Raw genomic sequence first — 15,174 nt, 5'->3', positions numbered from 1 at the left:
ACCGCGCGGGCGCGGCTACGCGGCTACAGCGAGGCGATGACGCGGTCGGCGAGGACGTAGATCTTCTCCGCCGCGCAGCCGAACGTCAGGGAGTAGGCGCCGGCCACCCCGGAGCCGCCCAGCAGGACGGGCTCGTCACCGGCGCGCAGCGCGTCCGCCAGGCGCTCGGCGGTCTCCCGGTGGCCGGGGGTCATGCACAGGGTGGTGCCGTCGGCGAAGACGTACACGTCCAGGGTGCCGAGCGGGCCGGGGCGCACGTCGATGAGCGGGATCCGGGTGTCCGTCAGCTCGGCGAGCCGCTCGACGGTGCTCTCGTGGTCGCCCACGAGCGGCGCCGGGGTGAAGTCGGGGTGGGAGGGGTGGCGGCGGCGTGCCGCGGCCAGCTCCGGGGACTCCTCGGCCTCGGCGGCGGCTTCCGAGAGGGGCTCCAGGCCGACGAGGTCCGCCTGGCGCGGCAGGTAGAGGCCGCTGTAAGGGCCCTCGGGGCCCGTCAGGTCGTCCCCCGGGCCCGGCAGGCCACCCAGCAGCGACGGGGCGTCGGCGGCCAGGTCACGGGCCTCCTGGGCGGCCCAGAACGCCCGGGCCTCGGCCAGCTCCCGCTCCCGCTCCTCGGCCAGCGCGTCGGCGACGGCCGCCCGTATCTCCGCGATCTCCGCCGCGGCCGGGGCGGGCCGGGCGGCGGGCACGGGGGCGTGCGCCCGGGGCGCGGCGGCGGCCGCCACGAGGTCGGCGCGCAGGGCGGCGATCTGCCGCCGCAGGCCGCGCGTGCTGTACAGGGCGGCGGCGCCGGCGGCCGTCGCGGTGGCAGCGGCAAGCAGCAGGGCAAGGGACATGGCGCTCACTGACGTACTCCCGGTTGCTATGGATCCCCCAGATTCCTACCTCAGCTTGACGCGCCCTGCCCATCGCCCACAGTGCAAAACGTCATGAAATGGACGGGACTTAGGGCTTGGACGTTGTCCCTTCAACATCTCTGACCTGCGGAAACGAATCGCCTCCAGGACGTTGGTCACATCCTGGAGGCGATTGGGTCACGGTCCCGCAAGAGGCACCGTGTATCTGTTTGAGAGCGGATCGCGGGCGCAAGACTGTGCGCTCCGGCTCAGCCGCACCGGCTCCCTGCGCGGCTTCCCTTCGCTTCCGCTGCGCTTCAGCTCAGCCGCTCTCGCCGTATGCGCGTCTTCCCTTCGCTTCCGCTGCGCTCCAGCTCAGCTCAGCCGCTCCGGACCCATGCGCGGCTTCCCTTCGCTTCCGCTGCGCTCCAGCTCAGCTCAGCCGCTCGATCACCATCGCCATGCCCTGGCCGCCGCCCACGCACATCGTCTCCAGGCCGAACTGCTTGTCGTGCCACTGGAGCGAGTTGATCAGCGTGCCGGTGATCCGGGCGCCCGTCATGCCGAAGGGGTGGCCCACCGCGATCGCACCGCCGTTGACGTTGACCTTGTCCAGGTCCGCGCCCAGCGCCCGGTACGACGGGATGACCTGCGCGGCGAACGCCTCGTTGATCTCGATCAGGTCGATGTCGCCGATGCCCAGGCCGGCCCGCCGCAGCGCCTGCTTGCTCGCCTCGACCGGGCCGAAGCCCATGATCTCGGGGGACAGGGCGGAGACGCCGGTGGAGACGATCCGGGCGAGCGGGGTCAGGCCCAGCTCGCGCGCCTTCGTGTCCGACATGATCACCAGGGCGGCGGCGCCGTCGTTGAGCGGGCAGCAGTTGCCCGGCGTGATCAGACCGTCGGGGCGGAAGGACGGCTTGAGGCCGCGGACACCCTCCATGGTCACTCCCGCGCGCGGGCCGTCGTCCTGCGAGACGACCGTGCCGTCCGGGGTGGTGACCGGCGTGATCTCCCGCGCCCAGAAGCCCTTCTTGATGGCCTCCTCGGCGAGGTTCTGCGAACGGACGCCGAACTCGTCCATCTCCTCGCGGGTGATGCCCTTCAGCCGGGACAGGTTCTCGGCGGTCTGCCCCATCGCGATGTACGCGTCCGGCACGAGGCCGTCCTCGCGGGGGTCGTGCCACTCGTCCGAACCCTGCTCCGCACGGGCGGCCGTGCGGGCCTCGGCCTCGGCGAAGAACGGGTTGTGGCTGCCCGGCATGCCGTCGGACGAGCCGTTGACCGTGCGGGAGACCGTCTCGACGCCCGCCGAGATGAAGACGTCGCCCTCGCCCGCCTTGATCGCGTGCAGCGCCATCCGGGAGGTCTGCAGCGACGACGAGCAGTAGCGGGTGATCGTGCAGCCCGGCAGGTGGTCCATGCCCATCTGCACGGCCACGATCCGGCCCAGGTTGTGGCCCTGCTCGCCGCCGGGGAGGCCGCAGCCGAGCATCAGGTCGTCGATGTCGCGCGGGTCGAGCTCGGGGACCTTCGCCAGCGCGGCCCCGATGATCGTCGCGGTCAGGTCGTCGGCCCGCATCTCCTTCAGGGAGCCCTTGAAGGCGCGACCGATGGGGGAACGGGCGGTTGAGACGATCACGGCTTCGGGCATCACGGCTCCAAGGGGCGCGAGAAGGCTGGACTGGGTGGAAGTTACCCGCCCGTAGGGCGCGGGTCACGGGGTGGTCACTGTGATGCGGGCCTCTTTTCTAAGCGGACGCTCAGGGCCGCGGGGCCCCGGCTTCGTGATTCCGGAAGTTCGGCACCGCCGGGTGGCGTCCCGCCGGGGCTTCGGCATCCATGGTGCGCCCCCGGGGGCGGCTTGCGGTCGGGTTCCGGCCGGGGTCGGGGTCCTCGCGGCGGAGATTCGGCCCGTGGCGGCGGGCGGTGCGGTGTTCCTGGCGGAGCCGGGTGGCGTCTTGCCGGGCGTCGGCATCCGAGGTGCCAGAGGCGGCTCGCGGCCGGGTCCGGCCCGGGGCGGCGGGCCATCGCGGCGGCGGTGGCTCACCCGCTGCGGTGGGCGGTGCGGTGTTCGTGGCGGGGACCGGCCCCCGCCGGGCTGCGGCATTCGGGCAGCGCCCCCGGGGCGGCTCGCGGCCGGGTTCGGCCGGGGTTCTCGCACGGTGGCGGTCGGCATGCAGTTTCCGGGCGGGAGCCGGGCGGCTTCGGCCGGGCTGCGGCATTCGGGCAGCGCCCCCCGGGGGCACCGCGACGGCAGGCCGGCATGGCCAGGCCCGGTCCTGGGCCCTGCGGCCGTGGGCGGCGCTCCCGGTGACAGGCCGCCGCCGCAGGTCGGAGGCCGGAGCCCCGGGGCGCCGCGCCCCGAGGCGCGGCGTGGTCCAAGGGGCGGCCACCCCGCCCCGGCGGCGAGCCGCACGGCGTCCCGGCGAGCCGCACCGCGTCCCGGTCAGCCGCCGCGGCCGACTCGTAGCCACACATGGTGAGGCGTCGCTTCCGTGGGAGACGGCAGGCGGCGCCGCTTGCGGTGCTTGAGCAGGGCCCAGCGGCCGCGGGCCGCCGTGACCTCCGTGCCGCCCTCGGCCGCCGCCTGCGCGGCCGCCCGGGCCACCGGGAGGATGCCCTCGCGGCGCGCCGCGTCCGGGCGCTCCTCGTCCTGCGGCCACAGGCCCAGCGCCGCGCACAGGGTCGGCAGCACGGCCATGGCCGCCGTGGCGTAGCCCTCGGCGGACGGGTGGTAATTGTCGGGTCCGAACAGTTCGCGGGGGTTCTCCTCGAACTCGGGGCCCAGCAGGGCACCCAGCGAGACCGTCCGCCCGCCCGCCTCGATCACCCCTATCGTCTGGGCCGCCGCGAGCTGGCGGCTCAGCCGCCGGGCCACCCAGCGCAGCGGCTGGTACACGGGCTCGATGGTGCCGAGGTCGGGGCAGGTGCCCACCACCACCTCACTGCCCGCGTCCCGCAGCCGGCGCACCGCGTCGGAGAGCAGCCGGACGGAGCGGGCGGCGGGCATGCCGTGCGTCACATCGTTCGCGCCGATCATGATCACGCACACATCGGGCGGGCGCGCCCCCACGTCGTCCTCGCCGCCGTCACCGTCGCCGAGCAGCAGGGTGACCTGCCGGTCCAGGTCGTGGGACTGGGCGCCCGAGAGGGCCACGTTCCGCAGCTCCACGGGCCGCTCGGCCACCGCCGCCAGCCCCGAGGCCAGCAGGGCCCCCGGCGTCTGGCGGGGGCGGTGCACGCCCTGACCCGCGGCCGTGGAGTCCCCGAGGACCCCCAGGAGCAGCGGCTCCCGGCCCAGCCGGTGGACGAACGCGGAGCCGTACCGGCCGTCCGCGCGCGGCACCGCGTCATGGTTCCCGCCGACCACCCGCTTGGCCAGCCGGGCCTCCGTGAGCAGGACACCGACGGCCGTGGCGCCCAGCAGGCCGATCCCGCCGCCCCCGTAGGCCGCCGCGGCCGCGATCCGCCGTGCGACTCTCGCCCTCGACATCGTCATGGGGTCGAGATCACCTCCCTGCTTGCCGTCCGGCTCCGCTGCTGTGCACGCTTGCTCACCGTGCTAACAGGTTGTTGCCCCGAGCGCTCCCTCGCACAACGCGCCGCTAGTGCACTCGGCGGCGCAATAGGCTGGACATACGGGTACGCGACGACCGCTAGTGCCCCTGACCGCGGAGATCACCGTGCAGTATCACGATTCGATGATTGAGCTCGTCGGCAACACCCCGCTCGTGAAGCTCAACAGCGTGACCGAAGGCATCCGGGCCACCGTCCTCGCCAAGGTCGAGTACTTCAACCCCGGCGGTTCGGTGAAGGACCGCATCGCCGTGCGGATGATCGAGGCCGCGGAGAAGTCCGGGGAGCTCAAGCCGGGCGGGACGATCGTGGAGCCGACGTCCGGGAACACGGGTGTGGGCCTGGCCATCGTGGCCCAGCAGAAGGGCTACAAGTGCATCTTCGTGTGCCCTGACAAGGTCTCCAACGACAAGATCAATGTGCTGCGCGCCTACGGCGCCGAGGTCGTGGTCTGCCCGACCGCCGTCGACCCCGAGCACCCGGATTCCTACTACAACGTCTCGGACCGCCTCGTGCGGGAGACCCCGAACGCCTGGAAGCCCGACCAGTACAGCAACCCCAACAACCCCCTCTCGCACTACTACTCCACCGGCCCCGAGCTGTGGGAGCAGACCGAGGGCAAGATCACGCACTTTGTGGCGGGCGTGGGCACCGGCGGCACCATCAGCGGCACCGGCCGCTACCTCAAGGAGGTCAGCGACGGCCGGGTCAAGGTCATCGGCTCGGACCCCGAAGGCTCGGTCTACAGCGGCGGCTCCGGCCGCCCGTACCTGATCGAGGGCGTCGGTGAGGACTTCTGGCCGTCCGCTTACGACGGCACGGTGACCGACGAGATCATCGCGGTCTCCGACAAGGACGCCTTCCAGATGACCCGCCGCCTCGCCAAGGAAGAGGGGCTGCTCGTCGGCGGCTCCTGCGGCATGGCGGTCGTCAGCGCCCTGCGGGCGGCCGAGAGCCTCGGCCCGGACGACGTCGTCGTCGTCCTGCTGCCGGACAGCGGCCGCGGCTACCTCAGCAAGATCTTCAACGACGAGTGGATGGCGGACTACGGCTTCCTGGAGGAGGCCGGGGACGCCGCCCGCGTCGGCGACGTCCTCCAGCGCAAGGACGGCGGCCTCCCCTCGCTGGTGCACATGCACCCCGAGGAGACGGTCGGCGAGGCCATCGAGGTGCTCCGCGAGTACGGCGTCTCGCAGATGCCCATCGTCAAGCCGGGCGCGGGGCACCCCGATGTGATGGCCGCCGAGGTCATCGGCTCGGTCGTGGAGCGGGAGCTGCTGGACGCCCTGTTCGCCCAGCGCGCCTCGCTCTCCGACCCGCTGGAGAAGCACATGTGCCCGCCGCTGCCGCAGGTCGGCTCCGGTGAGCCGCTCGCGGACCTGATGGCCGTGCTCGGCCGGGCGGACGCGGCGATCGTCCTCGTCGAGGGCAAGCCCACCGGTGTGGTGAGCCGTCAGGACCTGCTGGCTTTCCTCGCCGAGGACGCGGCGGGCTCCGCCAAGTAACCGCCTGGCCGGCGGAGAAGGCGACGCGCAAGCGACCCGTAAAAGGTGCGTATGTGTCACGCGCTCGCAGCACGGGCTTAACAACGGTCCGGCATATTGGGGGTGTCGGCAGGGCCACGGCCCCGGCCGGCACCCAGTGCGGCGGCAGGAACCTCCGGAGCGGCTCCCGGACTCCACAGCCGTCCGGACGCGGACGTTCCGGCCCGGCCGGACCGTGTCCCCGCGGGGGGTCGCCGTCGTCCCGACCCCGGCTCCGGCCGGGGTGCGGCGGCCTCCCGCGCATCCACACCCCGGATCCGGTCCCCGGTCCGCCACCCCGTTTCCTGACGGGGCGGCAGGCCGGGGCCGTTTCTTTTCCGGCTGAGTTCCGCCCGGGCCCCGGACCGGCGCGCCCGCGGCGGTACCGTCACGGACGGCCCCGCGTCTGTGCGGCGGGCACCTGTATCCGCAGTGGGGGACGGCCGCGCGGCCCCCGTGGAAGGAGCAACTCCGTGCACGAACCGACCGAACCCCTGTTGACGGCCCTCACCGACCGGGCCGCCGGCGCCGACCGGCCGGACGCCCTCACCGTCGCCGGGCGCACCCTCTCGCGGGAGGAACTGCTGGGCGCCGCGGGCGCGGTGGCGGCCGAGATCGCCGGCTCGCCGTCCGTGGCCGTGCGGGCGGAGGCGACGCCGGAGACCGCCGTGGCCGTCGTGGGCGGACTGCTGGCCGGGGTGCCCGTCGTGCCCCTGCCGCCGGACGCAGGGCCCGCCGAGCGCGACCACATCCTCAAGGACTCCGGCGCCGCGCTGGTCCTGGGACCCGGCGGGGACCTGCCGGTCGACCTGCGCAAACGCGCCGACTGGTCGGCCCCCGACGAGAACCCCGCCACGACCGCGCTGATCCTCTACACCTCCGGCACCACCGGCGCGCCCAAGGGCGCCCTGATCTCGCGCGGCGCCGTCGCCGCGGGCCTGGACGGGCTGGCCGAGGCGTGGCAGTGGACGGCCGAGGACACCCTCGTGCACGGGCTGCCGCTCTTCCACGTGCACGGCCTCGTCCTCGGCGTGCTGGGGGCCCTGCGCACCGGCTGCCGGCTCGTGCACACCGGCCGGCCGACCCCGCAGGCGTACGCGGCGGCGGGCGGCAGCCTGTACTTCGGGGTGCCGACCGTGTGGTCCCGCGTCGTCCGCGAGCCGGACGCGGCCCGGGCGCTGCGCGCGGCCCGGCTGCTGGTGTCGGGCAGCGCGGCCCTGCCCGCGCCCGTCTTCCGCGACCTGGAGGCCCTCACCGGGCAGCGGCCCATCGAGCGCTACGGCATGACCGAGACCCTGATCACCCTCACCACCCGCGCCGACGGCGAACGCCGCCCGGGCTCGGTGGGGCTCCCGCTGCCGGGCGTCCGCACCCGGGTGGTGGCCGAGGAAGGGGGCATCGGCGAGCTGGAGGTGTCCGGGCCGACGCTGTTCTCCGGCTATCTGAGCCGTCCGGAGGCCACCGCGGAGGCGCACACGGCCGACGGCTGGTTCCGCACGGGCGACATCGCGACCGTCGGGGCGGACGGCATGCACCGCATCGTGGGCCGCGCCTCGACCGACCTGATCAAGTCCGGCGGCTACCGCGTCGGCGCGGGCGAGGTGGAGAACGCCCTGCTGGACCACCCGGCGGTGCGGGAGGCGGCCGTCGTCGGGGCGCCCCACGAGGACCTCGGGCAGGAGATCGTCGCGTATGTCGTCGCCGACGGGGTGAGCGAGCGGGCGCTGATCGACTTCGTGGCCGGACACCTGTCCGTCCACAAGCGGCCGCGACGCGTCCGCTTCCTGGAGGCGCTGCCGCGCAACGCCATGGGCAAGCCCCAGAAGAAGCTGCTCCCACCGGTGTGAGGCGGACGCCGGGCCGACCCTGCATAATTCCATGCAGGGTCAGGTCCGCTTGAATGGTTGCGGGGGCCGCCGGTGGCCGCGACGCGCCCGCCGACGGCGCATGGCCGCACCGAGCAGACGCGCCGGGGACGCCGTGTCGAGACGATCTGGAGGGCCGATGAGCGACAACGGAGGCGAGCCGGAGGCCACCGCACGGCTGCAGAAGCTCTTCGAAGGACACCGGCTGACCCCCACCCAGCGCCGCATCGCCCACTGCATGGTGCGCCGCGCCGCCGACGCGCCGTTCCTCTCCAGCGTCGAACTCGCCGAGCTGGCCGGCGTCAGCCAGCCGTCCGTGACCCGCTTCGCCGTCGCCCTCGGCTTCGACGGCTACCCCGCGCTCCGCCGCCACCTGCGCGACGTCGCCCCCGCCACGGCCGGCGGGGGCGAGGGCGCCCCCAACGAGTACCAGCAGGCGGTCGAGGCCGAGATCGACAACCTCCGCCACCTCGCCTCGCTGCTCGCCGACCCCACGCCCGTCACCCGCGCCGGACACCTGCTCGCCGGCTCCCGGCCGCTGCCCGTGCTCGGCCTGCGCGCCGCCACCGCCCAGGCCGCGGGCTTCACCTACTTCGCCCGCAAGGTCCACCCCGACGTCCGCCTCCTGGACGAGGGCGGCACCCTCCTCGCCGACCGCATCGACGCCTCCGTCCGGGCCGGGGCGAGCGCCCTGCTGTGCTTCGCGCTGCCGCGCCACCCGCGCGAGGTCGTCGAGGCGCTGGAGTACGCGCGCGGAGCGGGCCTGACCGTCGTCACCGTCGCCGACTCCACCTTCGCCCCCGTCGCCCGCCACAGCGACCTCCTGCTCCCCGCCGCCGTCGGCACCGGCCTCGCCTTCGACACCGCGTGCGCCCCGATGCTGCTCGGGCGCGTCCTGCTGGAGGCGATGTGCGACGCCCTGCCGGACGCGCAGGCCCACCTGGAGGAGTTCGACGCGAAGGCCGCGGCGCGGGGCCTGTTCGTGGAGTAGCCCGCCGGCGCGTCAGCTCTTGTGGCGCAGCTCCGGGTAACGATCGGACGGACCGTCCAGCAGGTGGTCGTCACGGCCCTTCAGGAAGCGGTCGAAGAACGACGCCACGTACGCCCGGACCGCCGCGACCGCGCGCTCCGGCCGCACCGTCCCGACGTTCCCCTCCAGCGCCGCCCGGGGCACCGCGCCCTGCCGGACGAGCTCCGGCAGCAGGGCCGGGGCGTCGGAGTACGCGCCGTGGCGCGAGCCGGTCATGAGCAGCTCCGCCTGCCGGCCGCGCGTGTTCTTCCGGAAGGCCGACCACGACGGCGCATTGTCATTCGCGCCGTCCGAGCCCATCAGCAGGAACGGCCCGTCCAGGCCGTCCCGCGCGACGCTGCTCAAGTGGTGGCCCGTGCCGTCGGGGCCGGGGAAGTCCATGGTGCCGTCCAGGTTGACCCCGGCCCGGATCCGCCGGTCGTCGTGCATGGCCTGCGCGGCCGTGAACCCCCCCGCGGAGTGCCCCGCCATGCCGACGCGCCGCAGGTCCATGGCCTGCGCCAGACCGTGCGGCAGGCCCCGCCGCAGCGCCGGGCCCGCCAGCGCGTCGAGCACGGAGCGGGTGTCGTCGACCCGGGCCCGCACCGCCTTGCGCAGCACGGCGCCGACATCGGTGCCCGGCTTGCCCGCCAGGGACGGCAGCACCGACTCCACCAGCCGCCCGTCCGGGAAACGCACCTCGGACGCGTCGTAGGGGTGATCGACCGTGACGACCACGTAGCCGCGCGACGCCAGATCCGCCACGAGGTGCGTGCCCCAGGTGCGGGGGTCGCCCAGGCCCGCCGAGTACAGCACGACCGGCAGGGACCGGACGCCGCGCGCCACCGGGACGTCCACGCGCGCGTGCGTGCGCGTGGCCGACCAGTCGACGGCACCGGCCGGAACCCCGTGGGCGTGCCCGGCCCCCGCGGCCGAACCGAAGTGGGCCGCGGAGTCCCGGTCCATGTAGAGCGCCGGTTCGCCGGGCGCCCCGGGCTCCGCCGGGTACCAGAAGCTCACCATGAGCTCGCGGTGCCGCCGCGGCTCCCACGGGTCGGTGCGGGACCGGTCCACCAGGTGGCGGGCCGTCGTACCGACCGGGTACGGGCCCGTGGGCGCCGGCAGGTCCGCGTGCGGGAGGGCCGGACCGGCCGCACCGCGCGCCTCCGCTCCGGAGACCGTCCCGCCCAGGACCGCCGTGACGGCCAGCACCCCCGCCGCCACCACGGCACGCCGCCGAAGACCACGTTCGTACGCCACCATCCTGCGCTCCTCCCCATCGGCCGGTGCGCCGACTCTAGGGACGGGCGGGGCCCGGAAGCGTCATACGGCGGAGCCAACACGCGCGTGCTACCCCGGTATGACGTATGCGCCGCCCGCGCGCCGGGCACTTCTCAGCCGGTGCTCATAATCGTTGGCTAACCTGCCGCGGGGTTCCGGTCGCACCGGAGTCCGAACGAGCACGTGGTACCGGCGGAGACCGGCGAGGACATGGAGGAGGTCCGACGTGGGGCGCGGATCGTACGCGTTGGCGCGGGTGGCGGTGGTCGTCAGGGCACCCGCCGGATGGCTGTGGTGGGCGGGCCTGGTCGGCGCGGGCATCGGTGCCCTCGTGCCCGGGCTCACCGGGCGGCGGATCGGGCTGCTCGCCGGGGCGGCGCTCTTCCTGCTCACCGCGGGCGGCGTCTTCGCCGCCCGGCGCCGCAGGTACGCGGAGCTGGCGCGGGGAGCGACGCGGGCCGGGCGGTCCGTGTTCCTCCAGGACCGGGCGGTGACCCTGCGCAACTGGCGGCGCGCCCGCCGCTGGTGGCTGCTGCTCGCCTTCCTCGCCTGCGTCGCCTCCTCCTTCGCGGTACCCGCCGCCGCCGGCCTGGCCATGGCGGGCGCCGGCGCGGGCCTGTGGGCCAAGTCCCTGTGGCTGGGCGGCCTGGAACGCTCGGCCGAGACCCTGCTGTGGGTACGCGCCGAACGGGCCCGCAGCAGCCCGGCGGCCGGTCCGGTACGCGGCTACCTCACGACGGGCCTCGCGGCGGGCGACGCGGCCCCGGGCGGCGCCCGCCGCCGAACGGGCCGCCCGGCGCCGGGCCGAACGGCGGGCGCGGCGGGCTGAGGGGGCGCCGGCGGCGGGTGCCGGGCCGTGCAGCTGGCGCGGGGCCTGCCGGGCGCGTGAGCCCAGGGCGTTCGTGGTGATGCTTCGGCGGGCCCGGTGGGGTAGCGGCTGATCGGTCGCCCGCGGCGGGCGCTGTGCTGTTGCCGGCCAGGGCCCGGGGCGTCCGTGGTGGACGCTTCGGTGGGCCTGGTGTGTCGCACGCCGACCTGTCGCTCGCGGTGGGTGGAGTGGAGTGCCGTGCCGCTGGCGCCTGCGGCGGGTGCCGGGCCGTGCCGCCGGCGCGGGGCCCGGGGCGTTCGTGGTGGCGTTCCGGCGGGCCCGGTGGGCGGCGGGGTTGACGGGTCGCTTGCGGCGGGTTCCGTGCCGCCGGCGCGGGACCCCGGAGCATCCGTGAAAGCGCTCCGTCGGGCCCAGTGGGTGTGCCGGCTCGCGGGGGTGACGTGCGGTCCGGTCGGTACTCTCGGCGGAGCCGGGGGCCCGGTGGGGCGGGCGGCGGAGGCTGTGCCGCTGCCGCGGCTGCCTGCCCGGCCTTGACCCAGGCATCTATGGCGACGCGCCGGCGGGCCGGTGAGCCGCAGGCCGGCGGTCGCCTGTGGCGGATGCCGTGCCACCGGTGCGGGTGCCGGAGCGGGGCCGGGGCGCCGGACCGAGGGTTGGCCGGCGTGACGGTGCCGCGGCGGGCGGCGTCGGCTCGCGGGGTGACCTGTGATCCGGTCGGTGTCCCGGTGGAGCCGGTCGGCCCGGTCGGCCGCCCCCCCGACCGGTCGCTTGCGGCGGGTTCCGTACCGCCGGCGCGGTGTCCGGGGCGCCCGTGGCGAGCGCTCCGACGGGCCGGGTCGGCTGGACGTTGACCGGTCGCCTGTGGCAGGTGCCGTGCCACCGGTGCGGACGCCGGAACGGGGCCGAGCGGGCCCTGCGGCAGTGCCGGACCGAGGGCCGCGCCGTCCGGTGGGCGCTCGCCCCGGGGTCAGCCGGTTCCAGGGAGCCCGGCCGGAGGCCTCAGCGCAGCGCGCCCAGGTCCGCCGCGTGGGCGGCCCCGCTCTCCGCCACCAGCTCGTCGAGCGTCTGCGGCGTGCGCACCGTGGCGAACCGGATGCCGTCGCTCTCGTCCTCCGCGGGCACGTAGCCGTAGACCCCCGGGCGGGGCAGCGAGTTGTACGCGAAGTGGTTCGAGAAGTAGTACGCGCCGGTGTCGAGCAGCGCCACGTGGTCACCGGACTCCAGCGGCGGCAGCGGCCGGTCCACCGCGACCAGGTCGCCCGCGAAGCAGCACGGCCCCGCGACGTCCTGCCGCACCGGGTCGCCGTCCGGAAGGGGCCGCCCCGCCCCGTCGAAGGCCAGCACCCGCAGGGGCCACGACGCGGGCGCGAACACCGTCCGCGTGGCCACCTGGGCCCCCGCGTGCGTCACCGCGATCCGCCGCCCGCCCGCCGACTTCGTGTACTCCACGCGCGCCAGGACGCACCCGCTCTTCGCCAGCAGCGACCGGCCGAACTCCGTGACCAGCCCGTACCGGCCGTCGAACAGCCCCGGCACGGTCGCGGCCAGCAGGCGCGCGTAGTCGCGGTAGGACGGCTCGACCACGTCCGAGGCGAAGTTGACGGGCAGGCCGCCGCCGATGTCCATCGTCACCACCTGCTGCCGCCCCACCACCTCGTTGATCTCCTCCGCCAGCTCGTACGCGACCCGCACGCCCTCCGCCATCAGCGCCGGCGGGCAGCCCTGCGAGCCCACGTGGGCGTGCATCCGGGTCAGCCAGGGCCGCTCCTGATAGGCGCGCACCAGCCAGGACCGCGCCCCCTCGTCCCGCAGCGCCACCCCGAACTTCGACGTCGCCGTGGCCGTGCTCATCGCGCCGATGCTGCCGCCGCCGATCTGCGGATTGACGCGCACCCCCAGGGCCGAGGACGTCGGCGCCGACGCCACCAGCCGGTCCAGCCGGGCCAGTTCGGCGCGGTTGTCCGCGTTCACCGCGATGCCCAGCGCGAGCGCCTCCCGCAGCTCCGCCTCGGTCTTCGCCGGGGAGTCCAGCACCGTGCGCTCCGGCGGCACGCCCGCCGCGCGGGCCAGGGCCAGCTCGCCCGGGCCGGCCACCTCGCAGCCCAGCCCCTCGTCCGCCAGCAGCCGCAGGACCGGCACCAGGGACGACGCCTTCACGGCGAACGCGTGCAGCACCTCCGTGCCGGGCGCGCCCACCTCCTCGAACGCCGTGCGCAGGGCGGTGGCCGCCGCCCGGATGCCGCGGACGTCCAGCAGCCCGGCCACGGGGTGCCGATCGCCGACGATCCCGCGGCCGACCGCCGCCCGCACGGCGGCCTGTCGCCTGTCGTGTGCGCTTCCGAGGCTCATGGCACCACTCCACCACGCGGCCCGCCGCCCCGGGGAGCGTTCCGCGGCCGACCGGGCGCCACCGCGACCGGCCCGCTCGATCCGGACGATCCGTTTCCACCGGGCCGCACCTGTTGACTGGTGCTATTCACTGCCACAAGATGTGAAGTGTTCTATTCAGGGGCTGGCCTGGGGGATCTCCAGGACGCCAGGTCAGAGCGTCAGGGAGGCAGGGCTCATGTCAGGACCGCGACCCGTGCGAGCACCGCGAGGCAACCGTCTGAGCGCCCAGGGGTGGCAGCAGGAGGCCGCCCTGCGCATGCTGCAGAACAACCTCGACCCGGAGGTCGCCGAGCACCCGGACAAGCTCGTCGTCTACGGCGGCACCGGCAAGGCCGCCCGCGACTGGCGCTCGTTCGACGCCATGGTCCGCACCCTGCAGACGCTCAAGCAGGACGAGACGATGCTCGTCCAGTCCGGCCGCCCGGTCGGCGTGATGCAGACCCACGAGTGGGCGCCGCGCGTCCTGATCGCCAACTCCAACCTCGTCGGCGACTGGGCCAACTGGGAGGAGTTCCGCCGTCTGGAGGCCCTCGGCCTCACCATGTACGGGCAGATGACGGCCGGTTCCTGGATCTACATCGGCACCCAAGGCATCCTCCAGGGCACCTACGAGACCTTCGCCGCCGTCGCCGCCAAGAAGTTTGGCGGCACCCTCGCCGGGACCATCACCCTCACCGCCGGCCTCGGCGGCATGGGCGGCGCCCAGCCGCTGGCCGTCACCATGAACGACGGCGTCGCCATCTGTATCGACTGCGACCCGCGCGCGATCGACCGGCGCATCGAGCACCGCTACCTGGACGTGAAGGCCGACTCGCTCGACCACGCCCTCCAGCTGGCCACGGAGGCCCGCGACGCCCGCCGCCCGCTGTCCATCGGCGTCCTCGGCAACGCCGCCGAGCTCGTTCCGCAGCTCCTCGCGATGAACGCCCCCATCGACATCGTCACCGACCAGACGAGCGCCCACGACCCGCTCTCCTACCTGCCGGTGGGCATCGGCTTCGACGAGATGGCCTCCTACGCGGCCGAGAAGCCGGCCGACTTCACCCAGCGGGCCCGGGAGTCGATGGCCCGGCACGTCGAGGCCATGGTCGGCTTCCTGGACGCCGGCGCGGAGGTCTTCGACTACGGCAACTCCATCCGCGGCGAGGCCCAGCTCGCCGGGTACACCCGCGCCTTCGACTTCCCCGGCTTCGTCCCCGCCTACATCCGCCCCCTCTTCTGCGAGGGCAAGGGCCCCTTCCGCTGGGCGGCCCTCTCCGGCGACCCCAAGGACATCCACACCACCGACAAGGCGATCCTCGACCTCTTCCCGGAGAACGAGTCCCTCGCGCGCTGGATGAAGATGGCGGGCGAGCGGGTCCACTTCCAGGGCCTGCCGGCCCGCATCTGCTGGCTCGGCTACGGCGAGCGCGACAAGGCGGGCGAGCGCTTCAACGACATGGTCGCCTCCGGCGAGCTGTCCGCCCCCGTCGTCATCGGCCGCGACCACCTCGACTGCGGCTCCGTCGCCTCGCCCTACCGCGAGACGGAGGCCATGCTCGACGGCTCCGACGCCATCGCCGACTGGCCGCTCCTGAACGCCATGGTCAACGTCGCCTCCGGCGCCTCCTGGGTCTCCCTCCACCACGGCGGCGGCGTCGGCATGGGCCGCTCGATCCACGCCGGCCAGGTGACGGTCGCCGACGGCACGGCGCTCGCGGGCGAGAAGATCCGCCGCGTGCTGACGAATGACCCGGGCATGGGCGTGATCCGGCACGTGGACGCGGGGTACGACATCGCGGAGTCGGTCGCGGCGGAGCGGGACGTCCGCATCCCGATGCGCGAGGGCGACGCGTCGTGACCGAGGCCGACAACCCGGCGGTGG

The 15,174-nt window shown here is 74.8% G+C and carries 10 protein-coding genes; 5 read left to right on the top strand and 5 right to left on the bottom strand.

All coding sequences use genetic code 11. The features are described from left to right. Positions 1–23 precede the first annotated feature (23 nt). From ABZ951_RS11905 to ABZ951_RS11895, 3 genes are all read right to left on the bottom strand, one after another. Positions 24–842 (bottom strand): hypothetical protein, encoded by an 819-nt coding sequence (locus tag ABZ951_RS11905; protein ID WP_361279737.1) that lies wholly within the window; start codon positions 840–842, stop codon positions 24–26. A 424-nt stretch (positions 843–1,266) separates the two neighbouring features. Beyond that, positions 1,267–2,487: an acetyl-CoA C-acetyltransferase gene (locus ABZ951_RS11900; RefSeq protein WP_344097461.1), complete on the bottom strand. Its 1,221-nt coding sequence runs from the start codon at positions 2,485–2,487 to the stop codon at positions 1,267–1,269. A gap of 795 nt (positions 2,488–3,282) precedes the next feature. Then, positions 3,283–4,335, bottom strand: a complete 1,053-nt coding sequence (locus ABZ951_RS11895) for an SGNH/GDSL hydrolase family protein (protein WP_344097463.1) — start codon at positions 4,333–4,335, stop codon at positions 3,283–3,285. Between the two features lie 184 nt (positions 4,336–4,519). Here ABZ951_RS11895 and ABZ951_RS11890 point away from each other — a divergent pair, with 184 nt between their 5' ends. From ABZ951_RS11890 to ABZ951_RS11880, 3 genes are all read left to right on the top strand, one after another. Next, positions 4,520–5,917: a cystathionine beta-synthase gene (locus ABZ951_RS11890; protein WP_344097466.1), complete on the top strand. Its 1,398-nt coding sequence runs from the start codon at positions 4,520–4,522 to the stop codon at positions 5,915–5,917. Positions 5,918–6,408: 491 nt separating this feature from the next. Next, on the top strand, positions 6,409–7,782 hold the full coding sequence (locus tag ABZ951_RS11885) for an acyl-CoA synthetase (protein WP_344097468.1): 1,374 nt from the start codon (positions 6,409–6,411) through the stop codon (positions 7,780–7,782). 157 nt (positions 7,783–7,939) lie between these two features. Further along, the gene (locus ABZ951_RS11880) at positions 7,940–8,791 is read left to right on the top strand and encodes a MurR/RpiR family transcriptional regulator (RefSeq protein WP_344097470.1); all 852 of its coding nucleotides are present in this window, start codon (positions 7,940–7,942) and stop codon (positions 8,789–8,791) included. A gap of 12 nt (positions 8,792–8,803) precedes the next feature. Here ABZ951_RS11880 and ABZ951_RS11875 read toward each other — a convergent pair whose 3' ends face one another. Further along, positions 8,804–10,072 (bottom strand): esterase, encoded by a 1,269-nt coding sequence (locus ABZ951_RS11875; protein WP_344097473.1) that lies wholly within the window; start codon positions 10,070–10,072, stop codon positions 8,804–8,806. Positions 10,073–10,316: 244 nt separating this feature from the next. Between ABZ951_RS11875 and ABZ951_RS11870 the strand changes: the two genes are divergently transcribed. Then, complete coding sequence (locus ABZ951_RS11870; RefSeq protein WP_361279733.1) at positions 10,317–10,919, top strand: hypothetical protein; 603 nt, start codon at positions 10,317–10,319, stop codon at positions 10,917–10,919. Between the two features lie 999 nt (positions 10,920–11,918). On the opposite strand, the gene ABZ951_RS11865 is transcribed toward ABZ951_RS11870, so the two are convergent. Beyond that, positions 11,919–13,268, bottom strand: coding sequence for a diaminopimelate decarboxylase (locus tag ABZ951_RS11865; protein WP_344093149.1), 1,350 nt, complete (start codon positions 13,266–13,268; stop codon positions 11,919–11,921). 217 nt (positions 13,269–13,485) lie between these two features. Between ABZ951_RS11865 and hutU the strand changes: the two genes are divergently transcribed. Next, positions 13,486–15,150: a urocanate hydratase gene (gene hutU / locus ABZ951_RS11860; protein ID WP_344093147.1), complete on the top strand. Its 1,665-nt coding sequence runs from the start codon at positions 13,486–13,488 to the stop codon at positions 15,148–15,150. The last annotated feature ends 24 nt before the right edge of the window (positions 15,151–15,174 follow it).

Origin of the sequence: Streptomyces sp. NPDC046215 (assembly GCF_040646215.1) — a bacterium.
GTDB classification, from domain to species: Bacteria; Actinomycetota; Actinomycetes; order Streptomycetales; family Streptomycetaceae; genus Streptomyces; species Streptomyces stramineus.
This window is presented reverse-complemented; position numbering and strand designations above follow the sequence as displayed.